This is a genomic window from Streptomyces sp. NBC_01255, assembly GCF_036226445.1.
Lineage (GTDB): Bacteria > Actinomycetota > Actinomycetes > Streptomycetales > Streptomycetaceae > Streptomyces.
Window position 1 is genome coordinate 5292162 of the sequence record NZ_CP108474.1, and the last position, 17588, is coordinate 5309749.

A 17588-nucleotide genomic window follows, 5' to 3' on the forward strand; every position below is an offset into this window, starting at 1 on the left:
GGGGTGGGTGGGCGCCGTGCGGCCCGGGGGCGGACAGGCGCGCTTGCCAGGGTGCTCAGAGCACCGTGTGCGTCACGCGCTCGCTCTCCACGCGCTTCTCCAGGGCTTCGGGGGCGACCTGGCCCAGGTTCCTGCACAGCACCACCGAGCCGCCGGCCGCGAGCGGCGCGTACAGACCGGACGAGAGCCCCTGCCAGCCGTCGTAGTCGAGGCCGGAGAGCAGCCGGGAGCCGGGGGCGAGGCCGAGTGCCGCCGCGTCCACGCGGGCCTGCTCGACGAGCTGCGTGCCGCTCCGTTCCGTGCCGTCGACGACGAGAGCGGGAGCCTCCGCGTCGACCGGGACGAACGGAGCGAACCGGTCGCCCTGGCTCGGCACCTCGACCGCGTAGTCCGCGTACCCGGCGGGCGGGGCGGGGAAGCGGCGCCCGAGCGGCGCCAGCGAGAGCGCGATCCGCTCACCGGAACAGGCGAGACCCGCCTCGAGGGTGTCCGGCCCCGCGACCACGACGTCGGCGTCCGCGGGGTCGCCGCCGACCTCGACGGCCACGCCGACGGAGGAGCAGGCGAGCAGCCAGACGGCCGTCTGCCAGTGCGCGGGCAGCAGTAGCGCGAGCCGGTCGCCCGGTCCGGCGGAGAGCTCGCCTTGGAGCAGGTTCGCCGTCTTGGCCACCCAATTGGCGAAGGTGGCGACGGACAATTCCACGCGCTCACCGGTGGCGTCGTCGTAGAAAGTGACCAAGGGGCGGGCGGGGTCCGCGGCGAGCGCGGATCGCAGCAGGTCGGCGGGGGTGCGGTCGCTGGCGTTCACGCCGGACAGCGTACGCGGGCGGGCGCGCGCGGTCCTCCGTACCGGTGACGCCGTCCACCGGTCGGCCCGACGGTCCGTCAATTTCCGCGTGGATTCCCGGCGCGCGGAACGGCCCGGGGATACGCACGATCGGCCCATGCGTGCCTCACTCGCCACCTCGATCGCCGTCACCTGTGCGGCGGTGCTCGCCCTGCCGGCCTCCCTCGCCGCACCCGCGGCGGCCACGGCGCCACCGGCGGTCGCCGCGCTGCCACCGGGGCCCGAGCAGCTGCCCGGCTCCACCCAGTCGCTGCCGCTCGAGCCCCTGGGCGATTCCGTACGCGGCTTCGGCGGCGGAGACGGCTCCGATCCGGGCGAGCGGGGCCTGGCCCGACGCGACGTCAGACCGTTCTCCCTCGTCGGCGTCGTCTGGGACGACCCGACGGCCGCGCTGCACGGCACCGTGCAGGTCCGCACCCGGGCCACCGGCGGCGGGATCTGGTCGGAGTGGCAGGACGTGGAGACCCACAACGACGAGCACGGCGCCGACCCGGAGACCGCGGAAGGCGCCGGCCGGGCGCTCAAGGGCTCCACGGCACCGCTGTGGGTGGGCGACTCGGACGGCGTCGAGATCCGCGTACGGGGTGAGGGGCAGCTCCCCGAGGGCCTCCGCCTGGAACTGGTCGACCCGGGCGCGGACCGGGCCGGCACCGCCCCCCGGGTCCGTACGGCCGCGGCCCCGGCCGGCCCGACAGCGGCGGAGGCGGCGGCCAGCGCGGTCAACTCCCAGCTGGCGCCGTACGGCGCGGCCTGGATCCCGGCGCTGTCGAAGGAGGCGACGGAGGTGACGTTCCGCCACTTCCCGAAGGAGGCAAGGCCTGCACAGCCTCCGAAGGCCCCCCAGGCCGCCCAGGCCCCCCAGGCCGCACCGATTGCGGCGGTCGCGGCGAAGCCGTACATCGGCCCCCGCCCGAAGATCATCACGCGCAAGGGCTGGGGAGCCGACGAGAAGCTCCGCGAGAAGGGCTTCGTCTACACGAAGAGCATCAAGGCGGCCTTCGTCCACCACAGCGCGACCGGCAACAACTACACGTGCGGCCAGGCGCCCTCCGTCCTGCGCGGTATCTACCGCTACCACGTCCAGAGCAGCGGATGGCGGGACTTCGGCTACAACTTCGCCGTCGACAAGTGCGGGAACATCTACGAGGGCCGGGCGGGGGGCGTGGCCAAGCCGGTCCTGGGCGCGCACACGCTCGGCTTCAACACGAACAGCATGGGCGTCGCCGTCCTCGGTACGTACAGCAAGACGAATCCGCCGGCCGCCGTGCTCACGGCCGTCGCCAAGCTGACGGCGTGGAAGCTGGGTCTGCACGGCGTGAACCCGACGAGCACGACGTATCTGACCTCAGGTGGCGGAAACCTGTACAAGAAGGGCACGAAGGTCAAGCTCCGCACGATCGCCGGACACCGTGACGGATTCGCCACGGAGTGCCCCGGCGCACGCCTGTACGGCAAGCTCGCCACGGCCAGGACGACCTCGGCGAAGTACCAGGGAAGGCTCTGATGGGGTCAGCCGGGCAACCATCTGCATAAACTGACCGGTCATATCGCACGGAAGACCGAGACGGGCGGGCGGACCGGCCCCGAACAGGAAGCAGAGACGACAAGGTGACTGAAGCGATCCTCCTGGTCGGTGGCAAGGGCACAAGGCTGCGACCCCTCACGGTCAACACGCCCAAACCCATGGTCCCGGCGGCGGGCGTCCCCTTCCTGACGCATCAGCTGGCCCGCGCCCGCGCCGCCGGCGTCGAGCACATCGTGCTCGCCACCTCCTACCTGGCAGAGGTCTTCGAGCCGCACTTCGGCGACGGCTCCGACCTCGGCCTGAGCATCGAGTACGTCACCGAGGAGGAGCCCCTCGGCACGGGCGGCGCGATACGCAACGTCGCCTCGCGCCTCCAATCGGGCCCCGACGACCCGGTCCTGATCTTCAACGGCGACATCCTCACGGGCCTGGACATCAGGGCCCTGGTGGACACCCACGCGTCCTCGGGCGCGGACGTCTCACTCCACCTCACGCGGGTGGAGGACCCTCGCGCCTTCGGCCTGGTCCCCACAGACGCCACGGGCCGGGTGACGGCCTTCCTGGAGAAGCCGCAGACCCCGGAAGAGATCGTCACGGACCAGATCAACGCCGGCGCGTACGTCTTCCGCCGCTCGGTCATCGACAGGATCCCGGCAGGCCGCCCCGTCTCGGTGGAACGCGAGACGTTCCCGGAACTCCTCTCCTCGGGAGCGCACCTCCAGGGCATGGTCGACTCGACGTACTGGCTGGACCTCGGCACCCCGCAGGCCTTCGTCCGCGGCTCCGCCGACCTGGTCCTCGGCCGCGCTCCCTCCCCGGCCGTCCCGGGCCGCTGCGGCGACCGCCTGGTCCTCCCGTCGGCCCGCGTGGCCCCGGACGCCAAGCTGACCGGCGGCACGGTCGTCGGCGCGGACGCGCAGGTGGGCGAGGGCGCCCGCATCACCGGCTCCACGATCCTGGCGGGCGCGGTCATCGAACCGGGCGCGGTGATCACCGACTCCCTCGTCGGCGCGGGCGCCCGCATCGGAGCGCGTACGGTCCTCACGGGCGCGGTCATAGGCGACGGCGCCCACGTGGGCCCGGACAACGAACTCCGCGACGGCATCCGCATCTGGTGCGACACCACCCTCCCGGCCAACGCGGTCCGCTTCTCCTCGGACCAGTAGACGCACACCCGCCCCGGCGTGGCCCCGCCCCCACCCACGCCGGGCCCGGCCCCCACACGCCCACGCCGCGCCCCCACACGCCCACGCCGCGCCCCCACACGCCCACGCCGCGCCCCCACACGCCCGCGCCGCGCTTCCGCGCCCGCGCCGCGCCCCCACACGCCCACGCCGCGCCCCCACACGCCCGCGCCGCGCTTCCGCGCCCACGCCACACGCCCGCGCCGCGCTTCCGCGCCCACGCCACACGCCCGCGCCGCGCTTCCGCGCCCACGTCGCGCGCCCGCGCCGCGCGCCCGCGCCGCGCTTCCGCGCCCACGTCGCGCGCCCACGTCGCGCGCCCGCGCCGCGCGCCCGCGCCGCGCTTCCGCGCCCACGTCGCGCGCCCACGCCGCGCTTCCGCGCCCGCGCCGGGCACGTTGCGCCCACGGCGGGGCCGCCGCCACCCACGTTGTGGGCATACGTTCCGCAGGGCGGAACGGGTGGGCACAACGCCCCCAGGGCGTCGCCCGCTCCCTGCTCGTTCGCCCCCAGGACCCGCACGGCACCGGGCAGGACCCGCACGCCTCCGGGCCAAGGCCGCCTCGCAGGAGCCCCCGCTAGGCTCGTAGCCATGGCCGGCCGCTTCCCACCCCGCACCCCCACCACCCGCACGACGGTGCGCGGCGGCGCCGTCCCCGTACCCGCCACAACGGACGCCACGGCGGACCAGGACCAGGACGAGGTCCAGGACCTGGACCTGGACCTGGACCAGGGTCCGGCGCAGGGTCCGGCCAAGGCCACGCCCCCGGACCTCGGCCTCACCCTCGGCCCCCTCCGCCGCGGCCCCGCCGACCCCACCTTCCGCGTCACCCCCGACGGCTCCGTCTGGCGGGCCAGCCGCACCCCCGCCGGCCCGGGCACGATCCGCGTCGCCGTCCGCGACGGCACGACGGAAGCCGAAGCCTGGGGCGCGGGCGCGACCTGGCTCCTGGACCGCCTCCCGGCGCTGACCGGCGCCGAGGACGACCCCACCGCCTTCGTCCCCCGCCACAAACTCCTCGCCGCCATCCACCGCCGCCGCCCCGGCCTCCGCCTCACCCGCACGGGCCTGGTCCTGGAGTCCCTGATCCCGTCGGTCCTGGAGCAGAAGGTCACGGCGGACGAGGCCTACCGGTCCTGGCGGCTCCTCGTACGGAAGTACGGCGAGCCCGCGCCGGGCCCGGCCCCCGAGGGCATGCACGTGATGCCGGACGCCCGCACCTGGGCCCTGATCCCGTCCTGGGAGTGGCACCGTGCGAACGTCGACGGCAAACGCTCGGCCACGATCGTCCGCGCGGCCAGGGCGGCGGCCCGCCTGGAGGAGGCGGCGCACATGGACCCGCCGGCGGCCCGCCGACGGCTGGAACTGATCCCGGGCATCGGCCCGTGGACGAGCGCGGAGACGGTCCAGCGCAGCAACGGCGCGCCGGACGAGGTCACCACGGGAGACCTCCACCTCCCGGGCATCGTCGGCTGGGCGCTCAAGGGCGACCGCACGACCGACGACGCGGCGATGCTGGAGCTCCTGGCCCCGTACGAGGGCCAACGCCACCGCGCGGCCCGCCTGATCCTCCTCAGCGGCCGCGTCCCGCCCCGCAGGGCGCCCCGGATGACTCCGGGCAGGATCGCCCACCTCTGAAAAAGGCTCAACGAACCTCAAAAAGGCTGAACGAACCTCAAGAGGGTTCGACGAACCTCAACGAACCTCGACGAACTCCGCAGCACGCCGCGCCGGCCGCGCACCCGCCGCCACCGCCGCATGCCCGATCGCCACCGCGCCCATCGGGTCCCAGCCCTCCGGCAGCCCGAGGACGTCCCGTACGACGTTCCGGCAGAACATCGTCGACGACACCCACGCCGAGCCCAGCCGCTCACCGGCCAGCGCCACCAGGAAGTTCTGTACGCCCGCGCCCGCCGCGACCACGAACATCTCGCGCTCGGCGGCGTCCCGGCGCGGATCGCCGTAGTGGTGGGCGCCGTCCATGACGAGGCAGGGCACGGCCAGATAGGGCGCGTTGCGCAGGACGTCCCCGCGCCGCACCCGCTTGGCCACGGACTCCTCGGACTTCCCGTCCCGCCGCAGGTCCGCGATCCACGCGTCCCGCATCGCGTCGAGCAGCCGCACCCGCGACTCGGGCGACTCGAGCAGGACGAACCGCCAGGGCGTGGTGTGGTGCGGGGCGGGCGCCGTCACGGCCGCGGCGACCGCACGCCGTACCGCGCCCGGGTCGACCGGCTCGTCGGTGAACTCCCGTACGGTCCGCCGCAGCGTCACCGCCTCCCGTACGGCCTCCGACGTCCCGAGCCGGAACATGTCGTCGGCGGCGCCGCGCACGAGCGCCCGCGCCCCCGGTTCCTCGTCCCCGCCCACCACGTGCGGCAGGCCGCGGACGACGGCGACGGGCAGCCCGTTCGCCTTGCCCTTCACCAGGTCGCCGGCGGCGGCGAGTTCGTCGGCGGTGGCGACCACGGTCGCGCTCAGCGGATTGCCGTGCGCGTCGGTCCCGCCGCGCAGGTCGTCGAGGACCCGTACCCCGGCCGCGCCGATCGCGACATCGGTGAGGCCGCTGCGCCAGGGCCGCCCGAAGGTGTCCGTGACGACGACCCCGACGTCGACGCCGAGCGCGTCGCGAAGCCCCGAACGGATGCGCCGCGCCGAGGCGTCGGGGTCCTCGGGCAGCAGCAGCACCGTCCCGGAGGGGGTGTTGGAGGCGTCGACCCCGGCGGCTGCCATGACGAGGCCCTGCCGGTTCTCGACGATCCGCAGCGTGCCGCGCCGCGCCACCACCCGTACCGTCTCGGCGTCGATCGCCTCCTCGCGGTCGTCGGCGGCGATCACCCGCCCCTCGGCCTTGCTCACGATCTTGGAGGTGACGAGGAGGACGTCACCGTCGACGAGCCCCGGCGAGACGGAGGCGATGAGCTTGGCCAGATCGTCCCCGGCCGCCACCTCGGGCAGCCCGTCAAGCGCCCACACCCGGTACGAGGGGGAGCGGCCGACAGCGGAACCACCGACAGGAGAGCCACCGGCAAGGGACCCGCCGACAGCGGAACCATCAACGGCGGAACCACCGACAGAGGAGCCGTACGAGGACGGGCCGCCGCCCGTCACCCCCGTACCTCCTCGGCGAGCGCCAGCGCCTCACGCGCCATCGCGGCCGTCGCCTCCACGTCCGTCATCATCAGCGGCACCGCACGGCAGCGGATGCCCGCCGCCTCGACGTCCGCCACGGCGCCCGCGTCCACGGTGTCCACCAGCCAGCCGGCGACGAGTTCGGAGCCGTAGTGCACGGCGACCGCGGTCGCCGTGGACTCCACGCCGACCGCCGCGAGCACCTTGTCGGCCATGCCCCGCACGGGCGCGTCGCCGACGATGGGGGAGAGCCCGACGACCGGTGTCCCGGCGGCGCCGGCCGCGACGATCGCGTCGCGGATCCCGGGCACGGCCAGGATCGTCCCGACGCTCACCACGGGGTTGGACGGCGGGAAGAGGATGACGTCCGCCTCGGCGATGGCGTCCAGGACGCCCGGCGCGGGCTTCGCCGTCTCCACGCCGACCGGCACGACGGCCTTCGCGTCCACGGAGGCGCGCAGCTTCACCCAGTACTCCTGGAAGTGCACGGCCCGCTGCTCGCCGTCGACCTCGATCGCGACGTGCGTCTCGACGCGGTCGTCGGTCATGGGGAGCAGCCGCACGCCCGGCTGCCAGCGGGCGCACAGCGCCTCGGTGACGGCGCTCAGCGGGAAGCCCGCGCCGAGCATCTGGGTACGGACGATGTGGGTCGCGAAGTCGCGGTCGCCGAGGCCGAACCACTCGGGTCCGACGCCGTACGCCGCGAGTTCCTCCTTCACCGTGAAGGACTCGTCGAGGCGGCCCCAGCCCTGTTCCTCGTTGATGCCACCGCCGAGGGTGTACATCACCGTGTCCAGGTCGGGGCAGACCTTCAGCCCGAAGAGATGGATGTCGTCACCGGTGTTGCCGACGACCGTGATCTCCGCGTCCGGCGCGGCCTGCTTGAGGCCGCGAAGGAAGCGGGCACCACCGATGCCACCGGCCAGAACCACAATGCGCATGTCCAGCAGTCTGTCAGGCGACGACGACAGCCGGGGCGCCCGGGGCCACCGGGGCGGGGGAGCCCACCGCGACGGGCTCCGATGCGCACTGCGCCTGGACCGACTCGTGCATCGGCATGTCCGTCAGGCCGGGGAAGTAGACGTGCAGGCTGACGGCCGGTTCGAGGGAGTCGTTGACGACCTCGTGGACGTACCCCGGCGCGAACACGCGCTGCGCGCCGCCGTCGAGCGTCCGCGCGCCCCTTTCCGTACGTTCCGTCAACTCGCCCTCCAGGACGGTCAGGACGCCGGAGGAGAGGCCGTGGTCGTGGAGCCCGCTGCCCTGGCCCGGCACCCAGGAGAGCAGCCACACCTCGTAGCCGGGGCCGGTGCGGAGCCGGTGGTACCAGCGGGTCGTGGCGTCGTACTCGACGTACGGGGCCCACTGGGAGCGGTCGTCGGCGATGGAGCGCGCGAGCCCGGCGAATTCGGCCACGGTGACGGGGTGGGCGCGCTCGGGCTGGAGGAGGTGCGGGACCTCGAGGATGTCGCCGGCGATCTGAAGGTCGCTGTCCATGTTCATGGGTGGGGAGGTTCCTCAGCAGAAACAGAAGCGGGGGGTCACGGAGAGGGGTGACGCGAGTGACGCGCAGGTGACGCTGGGTGACGCTGGAGGGAAGAAGCTGGAGCTCTACGGCATCAACAGCTGGAACAACAACAGCGACAGTCGACCTGGACAGCGCGGCGGAACCCACGGGCGTGGGTCGCGGCGGTCGCAGTGGTCGCTGGCATGCCACCAAAGGTGGCGGGCGGAGGACCCGACTGTCAACCCAATGCCCGATTTGGCGGTAATGTTTCACCTCATCCGGTTAAAGTGCGCGGAGAAAGGTTTGTTCACGTGCGGACCAGGAGAGATGGCGCATCAACCGTGCCCGTAAACATGGCGGCGCCCGCGCGGCGAGCCTCGGCTCGCTCGTCACTCTCCGTGATCGGAATGTGATCCGGATCGCTTCCATGGCTGGATCGCAACAAGATCCAAGTCTCGGACGTCCTTTCTTGCGAGGGGCCTGTGCGGTACGGCCAGGTCGGTGGCATGTGTCACGTTTTTTGGTGATTTGAACACTTTCCGCATAGGCTTGGTTCCGCAGAGTGAATACGGGGCCCAATAGCAGATCTCGGCTTGACTCGCACAGAGCACGAACTTGTAATTTCACTCGTGTCGTTCGGCCGGGTTCGGCAACGGCCACATCACGGGGACGCACAGAACAGACGAGGGGCGCACATGACCGAGTTGTTCCAGGAACTGCTGGTCGAGGACGCGGACGAGGAACTCGGCTGGCAGGAGCGCGCGCTGTGCGCCCAGACCGATCCCGAGTCCTTCTTCCCCGAGAAGGGCGGCTCGACCCGCGAGGCCAAGAAGGTCTGCCTCGCCTGCGAGGTCCGCTCCGAGTGTCTCGAATACGCCCTGCAGAACGATGAGCGGTTCGGCATCTGGGGCGGCCTCTCCGAGCGCGAGCGCCGCCGCCTGAAGAAGGCCGCCGTCTGAGCCGCGCCCGGCCCCCAAGCCACCGGCTCACCCCCGGTCACGGAACGGCTCCCGAAGCCTTCCGGGCCCCGCGCGCGGATGCGCGCACACCAGGACATGACGAACGGTCCGCCCCCTGTGCTCTGTCCACAGGCGGCGGACCGTTCTGCGTGCCGCCCCGCGCACAGCCGTTAGTGTGGGCCTCCGTCCGAGACGCACCCCACGCCCCCCGCGGGCGACCCCGGCCGGAGGGCCCGTAGCTCGATGTCCTCAACTCCTGAGTTTCCGCGACACGTCGTCACCGCCGTGCTCGTCACCCACGACGGTGCCCGCTGGCTGCCCGACGCCCTCGCCGGGCTGCTCGCCCAGGAGCGCCCCGTGCAGAACGTCGTCGCCGCCGACACCGGCAGCGCCGACGACTCGGCACGGCTCGTCGCCGACGCCGTCGGCGCCGACCGCGTCCTGCACCTCGCGCGCCGCACCGGCTTCGGCACCGCGGTCGAGGAGGCCGCCCGCACGGCCCCCGTCCTGGGACCCGAGGACCTGCCGTACCTGAAGCGCCCCAGCGGCTGGGACCCCGTCAGCCGGACGTGGAACGACGACGCCTACGACCTCCCCGAACTCCCGCACGGCGAACCGGTGCAGTGGCTCTGGCTCCTGCACGACGACTGCGCCCCCGAGCCCGGCGCCCTCGCCGAACTCCTGCGCGTCGCCGACTCCGACGCGTACGCCGCCGTCATCGGCCCCAAGCTGCGCGGCTGGTACGACCGGAAGCAGCTCCTCGAAGTCGGCGTCTCCATCGCCCACAGCGGCCGCCGCTGGACCGGACTCGACCGGCGCGAACAGGACCAGGGCCAGCACGACCAGGTCCGCTCCGTCCTCTCCGTCTCCACCGCCGGCATGCTCGTCCGCCGCGACGTCTTCGAGGAGCTCGGCGGCTTCGACCGCCGCCTGCCCCTCATGCGCGACGACGTCGACCTGTGCTGGCGCGCCCACTCCGCGGGCCACCGCGTCCTCGTCGCCCCCGACGCCGTCCTCCGGCACGCCGAGGCGTCCGCCCGCGAGCGCCGCACCGTCGACTGCGCCGGGCGCACGGCCGCCAGCCCGCACCGCGTCGACAAGGCCGGCGCCGTCTACGCGCTCCTCGCCAACACCCCGGGCCGCGCCCTCCCGTACGTCCTCCTGCGACTCGTCCTCAGCACCCTGGTCCGCACCCTCGCCTCACTCGTCGGCAAGGTCCCCGGCCAGGCCGTCGACGAGGTCACCGGCCTCCTCGCCACCCTCCTGCGGCCCGAGAAGATCCTCGCCGCCCGCAAACGGCGCAAGAACCCGGCCGTCGCGGCGAGCGAGCTCCGCCCGCTCTTCCCGCCGCCCGGCGCGACCGTCCGCGCCGCCGTCGAACAGCTCGCCGCCAACGTCGGCGGCGCCGAGGCCGACTCGGGCGGCTCCCGCCACGGCGTCGTCGAGTCGGGACCCGGCGGCGACGACGCCGACTACCTGGAGATCGAGCAGTTCGCCCGGCTCAAGAAGATCGCCCGCAAGCCCGGCCCGATCCTCTTCGGCCTCCTGCTCCTCGTCTCCCTCGTCGCCTGCCGCAACCTCTTCGCGGGCGGCTCGCTGGCCGGCGGCGCCCTGCTGCCCGCCCCCGACACCGTCTCCGACCTCTGGTCGCGGTACGCCGACGCCTGGCACGCCATCGGCACCGGCGGCACCCAGACCGCCCCGCCCTACCTCGGCGTCCTGGCCGCGCTCTCCGCGCTCTTCCTCGGCTCCACGTCCACCGCGCTGACCCTGCTGCTCGTCTGCTCGGTCCCGCTGGCCGGCTTCACCGCGTACTTCGCGGCCCGCCCGATCGTCGAGTCCCGGCTCCTGCGCGCCTGGGGCGCCATCGCGTACGCGTTCCTGCCCGCCGCCACCGGGGCCCTCGCCACCGGCCGGCTCGGCACCGCGGTCCTCGCGATCCTGCTCCCGCTGATCGCCCGCGCCGCGGTCGCCGCCCACGGCTTCAACAGGCCCGACCGCGGCAGCTGGCGCGCCACCTGGGCGTACGCCTTCCTGCTCACCTTCGCGTCGGCGTTCACCCCGATCGTGTGGCCGCTCGCCGTCCTCCTCGGCCTCGGCGTCCTCTTCGTCCACCGCTCCGACATCACCGCGTACGGGCTCCGCTTCCTCGCCGCCGTCGGCACCCCGATCCTCGCCCTCGCGCCCTGGTCGCTCTCCCTGCTCACCGACCCCGCCGCCTTCCTGCACGAGGCCGGTCTCGACGTCCGTACGGGCACGGCGACCGCGCTCGACCTGCTCGCGACGAGCCCCGGCGGCCCCGGCACCACCGGCGGCCTCCTCCTCATCGGCCTCGTCCTCGCGGCCCTCGCCGGCCTCCTGCGCGAGGAGCGCAGGTTCGCCGTCCTCGCCGCCTGGACCGCGGCCCTCGCCGGACTTCTCTTCGCCGTCCTCTCCAACGGCGCGGACGGCACCGGCTGGGCCGGCCCCGCCACCCTCGTCTACGGCGCCGCCCTCATCGCCGCCGGCATGATCGGCGCCGAGGGCGGCCGCACCCGCGTCGCCGCCCACGGCTTCGGCTGGCGCCAGCCCGTCGCCGCCCTCATCGCGCTCGCCTGCGCCGTCGGCCCCGCCGTCGCCGCCGCCGGCTGGATGATCGGCGGCGCCGACGGCCCGCTGACCCGCCGCGACCCGGTCCAGGTCCCGGCCTTCGTCGCCGAGGAGAGCGGCACCCGCGACCAGCCCCGGACGCTCGTCCTCGGCGGAACCTCGCCCGGCGAGGTCACGTACACCCTGGTCCGCGGCTCCGGCGCCCGCCTCGGCGACGGCGAACTCTCCGCCACCGCCGACACCGACCCCCGCCTCGACGCGGTCGTCGCCCACCTCGTCGCCGGCTCCGGGGCCGACCAGACCCAGGAACTCAGCGGCTACGCGATCCGCTACGTCCTCGTACGGGACGGGGCGCCGCGCCAGATGAGCCGCGTCCTCGACGCGACCCCCGGCCTCAGCCGCCTCAGCCAGCTCGACGGCAGCGCGCTCTGGCGCGTGGACCGCGAGATCGCCCGGATCATGATCGTCCCGCCGGCCGCGAAGACCGGTGAGACGGCGGCGACCGGTGAGACGGCGGCGAGCGGTGACACGGCGAAGCCGGTCGCCGTCGCCGCAGGCCCCGTCGAGGCCCACACCGACATCCCGGCCGGCCCCGCGGGCCGCGTCCTGCGCGTCGCCGACCGCGCCGACGAGGGCTGGACCGCCACCCTCGACGGCAAGGAACTGACGGGCACCACCGTCGACGGCTGGGCCCAGGGCTTCGAGCTCCCCGCCCAGGGCGGCCGCCTCGACCTCACGTACGACCAGCCGCTCACCCACACCATGTGGACCTGGACGCAGTTCGGCATCGCCGTCGTCCTGCTCGTCCTCGCCCTGCCGGGCCGCCGCCGCGAGATCGACGACGACCTGCCCGAGGAGGAGCTCGCGATCCCCGCCCAGGCGACCGACGGCGACGGCCGCCGCGCGCGCCGCCTCCGCGCCGCCGCGGAGGCGGAGGCCGCCGAGGACGCCGGGACCGAGGCAGAGGACCAGGAGCAGCACCCGGCTCCGGTCCCGATCCCGGAGCAGCAGGCGTACGAGCCCCGGGAACAGGCACAGGACCAGGCCTGGGACGGCAGCGGGTACGACCCGGCCTACGCCCAGACCGCCCAGCCCCAGGCGCAGGACCAGGGCGGCGTCCAGGACCCGACGCACACCCAGCCGTACGCGGACCAGGGCTACTACCAGGAGTACGCGGCGGACCCGTACCAGCAGCAGCCGTACGCGTACCCCCAGCAGGGCTACGAACAGCAGCAGCCCCAGCAGTACGCGGACCAGGGCTACGAGCAGCAGCAGTACGACCCGCAGGCGCAGTACGAACAGCAGCAGCCGCAGCAGCAGTACGACCCGTACGCCTACGGCTACGACTACCCCCAGGGTCACGAGACCGAGCAGCGTCCCGACGGGAGCAGCAACCAGTGAAGCGCACGACCCTCTCCCTGATCGCGGTCACCACGGCCCTCACCGCCGTCACCGGCTTCGCCACCCTGACCACCCCGGACAGCACCCCCGCCGCCCCCGTGGCCAAGGCCCCCACCCGGCTGCCCGTGCAGCGCGCGGGCCTCGTCTGCCCGGCACCGAGCACCTCCGAGGTGGCCGAGACCGTCTACACCTCGTACACCCCGGCAGGCACGCCGGGTACGACCGCGGCGGGCACGACGGCGGGCACCTCCGCCAAGGCGGAGCAGCCCACGGCCCAGCTGCGCCCGGCGGCGAGCGGGGCGACCCGCGGCGGCAGCTCGGGCGGCGGCAAGAAGTCCAAGGCCCCGAAGGCCCCCGCCACCGTCACCGCCCCCGGCAAGCCCGTGACCGCCGAGGCGAACGGCGGCTCCGCGCCCGCTCTCACCGGCGCGGCGACCGGCACCCTGGCCCCCGGCTGGAGCGTCCAGCAGACCACCGCCGTCACGGCGGGCGGCGCCCGCGGCCTCCTCGGCCTCACCTGCGGCGCCCCCGACACCGACTTCTGGTTCCCGGCGGCCTCCACGGCCAAGGAGCGCCAGGACTACGTCCACCTCACCAACCCGGACGACACGGCCGCCGTCGCCGACATCGAGCTGTACGGCCCCGAGGGCGTCCTCAAGTCCCAGTTCACCGAGGGCATCCCGGTGCCCGCCCGCTCCACGGTCCCGGTGCTCCTCTCCACCCTCACCGGCGCGTCCGCCGAGCGGGACCTCACCGTCCACGTCACCACCCGCACCGGACGCGTCGGCGCCGCCATCGGCGCGGCCGACGACAAGCTCGGCAGCGACTGGCTCGCCGCCGCGGCCGACCCGGCGAGCAGCGCCGTGCTCCCCGGCATCCCGGCCGACGCCACCTCCGTACGGCTCGTGGCCTTCGTCCCCGGCGACGACGACGCCGACCTCAAGATCCAGCTGGCCACCCCGACGGGCACGATCGTCCCCGCGGGCGCAGGCACGCTGCACGTGAAGTCCGGGATGACGGCCTCCGTCGACCTGCCGGACCTCACCCGGGGCCAGGCGGGCTCCCTGCTGCTCACCCCGAGCGACCCGAAGAAGGCGACCCCGGTGGTGGCCGCCCTCCAGGTCGTCCGCGGCAAGGGCGAGAGCACCGAGATCGCCTTCATCCCGGCGACGTCGGCGATCTCCGCCCGCGCCACGGTCGCCGACAACCGTGCCAAGGCGTCGACGCTCGCCCTCACGGCGACCGGCGCCGACGCCCAGGTCAAGGTCACGGCCTCGGCGGGCTCGCGAGGGGGCACTCCGGTGTCGAGGACGGTCACCGTCAAGGCGGGGACGACGACGGCCCTGACCGACCTCGTCCCCCAGGGCTTCAAGGGCGCCTACGCGCTGACCGTGGAACCGGTCTCGGGCGGCAAGGTGCACGCGTCACGGACGCTGGCGCTGCCGGAGGACGACGTCAAGATGTTCACGATCCAGCCGCTCTCCGACGACCGGGGCACGGTCGAGGTCCCGTCGGCGCGCCAGGACCTCAAGGTCCTCGAAGACTGAGCAGGGCGGCACACGCCCCGTAAGAGTGGTTCCGCCACCCTTACGGGGCGTTCTTGTACCGGGAGCCACTTCTTGCCCGTACGGGGGTCAGCCCTGCCCGTACGGGGTGAGTCCTCCCCACACGGAGGTCATACCGGGGGTCAGCCGCCCGTACGGGGGTCAGCCCTGCCCGTACCGGGGATCAGTCCTGCCCGTACCGGGGGTCGACCGACTCGGGGGAGAGCCCGAGGAGCTCGGCGACCTGCTCCACGACCACCTCGTGGACGAGGAGCGCGCGCTCGTCGCGGCTCTTCGAACGGATCTCGACCGGCCGCCGGTAGACGACGACCCGGGCCGGCTCGCCCTTGTCGGCGGGCGCCGAACCGCCCAGCGGCACCGTCTCGCCCGGCACGGGCGGCGGCACCTCCATCACGAGGAACTCGATGTCCGCCAGCTGCGGCCAGTGCCGTTCCAGGCGCTCGACCGAATCCAGCACCAGATCGCGGAAGGTGTCGGACCGGCTCGTGGAGAGCGGCACCTGGGGCGGGGCGACCGGCCCCCGCATCCCGCGCCCGTGACGGTCGCGGCGGCGGACCCGAGGCTCCGCCGGGGGCTCCGTGGAGGGGTGCGAGGGGTTCGGCGGCACAGGACTGTCCATCACTGACGCAGCGTAACCCTCCTCGGTGTTTCCGCACCGTGGCGGATCCTCGCCACGTTCCCCCACCCCACCACCCCAACTGTCGAAACCTGAACATTCCGGCCGCCCACGCGCCCGAATCGGCAGCGTGTCACGATCGGCCATCTGGCCCTGGTTGACCGGATTTGTATCCCCGACTGTCCGGATCGCCTCCTGCCCCCACCGCCGTACGCCCCCTCCCGTGCAGGTCAGCACCGCCGCGGCACGAAGGCGGGTGTCGGAGGTCACAGCGCGACACGGGGGAGTGACCTGAGGGAGAGTCGTCGCGGCCCGGTCAAGAGTGCGGTACCGTCCAACGTCGTGAGCCCTGTACGTCGCTGTTCGCGCACCGCGTGCGGCCGCCCTGCCGTCGCGACACTGACGTACGTCTATGCCGACTCGACTGCGGTCCTCGGCCCGCTCGCCACCTACGCCGAGCCCCACTGCTACGACCTGTGCGCCCAGCACAGCGAGCGCCTCACCGCGCCGCGCGGCTGGGAGGTGGTGCGGCTCACCGACGGTTCCGCCCCGGCCCGCCCCAGCGGCGACGACCTCGAAGCCCTGGCCAACGCGGTACGGGAGGCGGCCCGCCCCCACGAGCGCACGGCCGAGGCCGGCGGCAAGGGCGGCGGAGGCCGTGGCGGAGACCCCATGGAGGTCGGCCGCCGAGGGCACCTCAGGGTGCTCCGTTCGCCCGACAACTGACGCCAACCGGCCACCGTCCGCGTAGCCCCGATCCTCTCCGGGTAGCTTTGGCGTTCCTACACGCGCCGCACACGCGTGCCGAGAACTCAGGAGGGTGATCCGTGACTGCCGATCTGTCGCAGATCGTGAAGGCGTACGACGTCCGCGGAGTGGTACCGGACCAGTGGGACGAGGAGCTCGCGGAGCTCTTCGGCGCCGCCTTCGTACGGGTGACGGACGCGGACGCGATCGTCGTCGGCCACGACATGCGACCCTCGTCGCCCGGCCTCTCGAACGCCTTCGCGCGTGGCGCGGCCCGCCTCGGCGCCGATGTCACCCTCATCGGGCTCTGCTCCACCGACCAGCTGTACTTCGCCTCGGGCAGCCTCGGCCTGCCGGGCGCGATGTTCACGGCCTCCCACAACCCGGCCCAGTACAACGGCATCAAGATGTGCCGCGCGGGCGCGGCCCCCGTGGGCCAGGACACCGGCCTCGCCGACATCCGCGCCCTCGCCGAGGAGTGGTCGGAGACGGGCGCCCCGGAGGCGGCCGCCACCGCCGGCACCATCACCGAGCGCGAGACCCTCGACGACTACGCCGCCCACCTCAAGGGCCTGGTCGACCTCACCGGGATCCGCCCGCTGAAGGTCGTCGTCGACGCGGGCAACGGCATGGGCGGCCACACCGTCCCCACGGTCTTCGAAGGCCTCCCGCTCGACACCGTCCCCATGTACTTCGAGCTCGACGGCACCTTCCCGAACCACGAGGCCAACCCCCTCGACCCGAAGAACATCGTCGACCTCCAGGCCCGTGTCCTCGCCGAGGGCGCCGACCTCGGCCTCGCCTTCGACGGCGACGCCGACCGCTGCTTCGTCGTCGACGAGCGCGGCGAGCCGGTCAACCCGTCCGCGATCACGGCCCTCGTCGCCGCCCGCGAGCTCGCCAAGAACCCCGGCGGAACGATCATCCACAACCTGATCACCTCCTGGTCCGTGCCCGAGGTCGTCCGCGAGAACGGCGGAGCCCCCGTCCGCACCCGCGTCGGCCACTCCTTCATCAAGGAGGAGATGGCGAAGACCGGCGCCATCTTCGGCGGCGAGCACTCGGCGCACTACTACTTCAAGGACTTCTGGAACGCGGACACCGGCATGCTCGCCGCGCTCCACGTCCTCGCGGCCCTCGGCGGCCAGGAGGGCACCCTCTCCGACCTGGTCTCCGCCTACGACCGCTACGCCTCGTCGGGCGAGATCAATTCCACGGTCGCCGACCAGCAGGCCAGCACCGCGAAGGTCAAGGCGACGTACGCCGCCGAGGACGGGGTCACCTTCGACGACCTCGACGGCCTCACGGTCACCGCCGCCGACTGGTGGTTCAACCTCCGCGCCTCGAACACCGAGCCGCTGCTCCGCCTCAACGTCGAGGCCCGCGACGAGGCCACCATGACCAAGATCCGCGACGAGGTCCTGGCCCTGGTCCGCGCGACCGGCTGACACCACCCCGCCGGGGGTACGGGAGGACCGGCCGCCGAGCCGCGCCCCCCGTCCCCCGGCGGTAGGC

The 17588-nt window shown here is 73.7% G+C and carries 13 protein-coding genes; 8 read left to right on the top strand and 5 right to left on the bottom strand.

What is annotated here, in order from left to right:
• Positions 1 to 55: 55 nt before the first annotated feature.
• Complete coding sequence (locus OG357_RS24030) at positions 56 to 808, bottom strand: TIGR03089 family protein (RefSeq protein WP_329623119.1); 753 nt, start codon at positions 806 to 808, stop codon at positions 56 to 58.
• Between the two features lie 136 nt (positions 809 to 944).
• Between OG357_RS24030 and OG357_RS24035 the strand changes: the two genes are divergently transcribed.
• From OG357_RS24035 to OG357_RS24045, 3 genes are all read left to right on the top strand, one after another.
• Positions 945 to 2351, top strand: coding sequence for a peptidoglycan recognition protein family protein (locus OG357_RS24035; RefSeq protein ID WP_329623120.1), 1407 nt, complete (start codon positions 945 to 947; stop codon positions 2349 to 2351).
• A gap of 104 nt (positions 2352 to 2455) precedes the next feature.
• Positions 2456 to 3538 carry an NDP-sugar synthase gene (locus OG357_RS24040; RefSeq protein WP_329623121.1) on the top strand — a complete coding sequence of 361 codons (1083 nt, stop codon included), beginning with the start codon at positions 2456 to 2458 and terminating at the stop codon, positions 3536 to 3538.
• Positions 3539 to 4148: 610 nt separating this feature from the next.
• Positions 4149 to 5195: a DNA-3-methyladenine glycosylase family protein gene (locus OG357_RS24045; RefSeq protein ID WP_329623122.1), complete on the top strand. Its 1047-nt coding sequence runs from the start codon at positions 4149 to 4151 to the stop codon at positions 5193 to 5195.
• Between the two features lie 57 nt (positions 5196 to 5252).
• Here the strand turns inward: OG357_RS24045 and OG357_RS24050 are convergent, their stop codons facing one another.
• The 3 genes from OG357_RS24050 to OG357_RS24060 form a co-directional block, all read right to left on the bottom strand.
• A complete protein-coding gene (locus OG357_RS24050) occupies positions 5253 to 6533 on the bottom strand; it encodes a coenzyme F420-0:L-glutamate ligase (protein WP_443066722.1) in 1281 nt (426 codons plus the stop codon).
• 131 nt (positions 6534 to 6664) lie between these two features.
• Positions 6665 to 7630, bottom strand: a complete 966-nt coding sequence (gene cofD / locus OG357_RS24055) for a 2-phospho-L-lactate transferase (protein ID WP_329623124.1) — start codon at positions 7628 to 7630, stop codon at positions 6665 to 6667.
• A 13-nt stretch (positions 7631 to 7643) separates the two neighbouring features.
• Positions 7644 to 8192, bottom strand: a complete 549-nt coding sequence (locus tag OG357_RS24060; protein WP_329623125.1) for a cysteine dioxygenase — start codon at positions 8190 to 8192, stop codon at positions 7644 to 7646.
• A gap of 699 nt (positions 8193 to 8891) precedes the next feature.
• On the opposite strand from OG357_RS24060, the gene OG357_RS24065 reads away from it, so the two are divergent.
• From OG357_RS24065 to OG357_RS24075, 3 genes are all read left to right on the top strand, one after another.
• Complete coding sequence (locus tag OG357_RS24065; protein WP_015033978.1) at positions 8892 to 9155, top strand: WhiB family transcriptional regulator; 264 nt, start codon at positions 8892 to 8894, stop codon at positions 9153 to 9155.
• A 243-nt stretch (positions 9156 to 9398) separates the two neighbouring features.
• Positions 9399 to 13145: a glycosyltransferase family 2 protein gene (locus tag OG357_RS24070; RefSeq protein ID WP_329623126.1), complete on the top strand. Its 3747-nt coding sequence runs from the start codon at positions 9399 to 9401 to the stop codon at positions 13143 to 13145.
• Positions 13142 to 14692 carry a DUF5719 family protein gene (locus OG357_RS24075; protein ID WP_329623127.1) on the top strand — a complete coding sequence of 517 codons (1551 nt, stop codon included), beginning with the start codon at positions 13142 to 13144 and terminating at the stop codon, positions 14690 to 14692. The genes OG357_RS24070 and OG357_RS24075 overlap by 4 nt, the downstream gene beginning before the upstream one ends.
• A 181-nt stretch (positions 14693 to 14873) precedes the next feature.
• Here OG357_RS24075 and OG357_RS24080 read toward each other — a convergent pair whose 3' ends face one another.
• The gene (locus OG357_RS24080) at positions 14874 to 15329 is read right to left on the bottom strand and encodes a metallopeptidase family protein (protein ID WP_329625681.1); all 456 of its coding nucleotides are present in this window, start codon (positions 15327 to 15329) and stop codon (positions 14874 to 14876) included.
• Between the two features lie 288 nt (positions 15330 to 15617).
• Between OG357_RS24080 and OG357_RS24085 the strand changes: the two genes are divergently transcribed.
• Both OG357_RS24085 and OG357_RS24090 read left to right on the top strand, forming a co-directional pair.
• Complete coding sequence (locus OG357_RS24085) at positions 15618 to 16052, top strand: DUF3499 domain-containing protein (RefSeq protein WP_317601886.1); 435 nt, start codon at positions 15618 to 15620, stop codon at positions 16050 to 16052.
• Positions 16053 to 16153: 101 nt separating this feature from the next.
• Positions 16154 to 17521 carry a phosphomannomutase/phosphoglucomutase gene (locus OG357_RS24090; RefSeq protein ID WP_329623128.1) on the top strand — a complete coding sequence of 456 codons (1368 nt, stop codon included), beginning with the start codon at positions 16154 to 16156 and terminating at the stop codon, positions 17519 to 17521.
• Positions 17522 to 17588: the final 67 nt, after the last annotated feature.

Excerpts from the sequence above, each read along its gene's own strand:
- OG357_RS24060 (WP_329623125.1), bottom strand. The coding sequence starts at position 8,192 with ATGAACATGGACAGCGACCTTCAGATCGCCGGCGACATCCTCGAGGTC.
- OG357_RS24035 (WP_329623120.1), top strand. The coding sequence starts at position 945 with ATGCGTGCCTCACTCGCCACCTCGATCGCCGTCACCTGTGCGGCGGTG.
- OG357_RS24065 (WP_015033978.1), top strand. The coding sequence starts at position 8,892 with ATGACCGAGTTGTTCCAGGAACTGCTGGTCGAGGACGCGGACGAGGAA.
- OG357_RS24070 (WP_329623126.1), top strand. The coding sequence starts at position 9,399 with ATGTCCTCAACTCCTGAGTTTCCGCGACACGTCGTCACCGCCGTGCTC.
- cofD (WP_329623124.1), bottom strand. The coding sequence starts at position 7,630 with ATGCGCATTGTGGTTCTGGCCGGTGGCATCGGTGGTGCCCGCTTCCTT.
- OG357_RS24045 (WP_329623122.1), top strand. The coding sequence starts at position 4,149 with ATGGCCGGCCGCTTCCCACCCCGCACCCCCACCACCCGCACGACGGTG.
- OG357_RS24080 (WP_329625681.1), bottom strand. The coding sequence starts at position 15,329 with ATGGACAGTCCTGTGCCGCCGAACCCCTCGCACCCCTCCACGGAGCCC.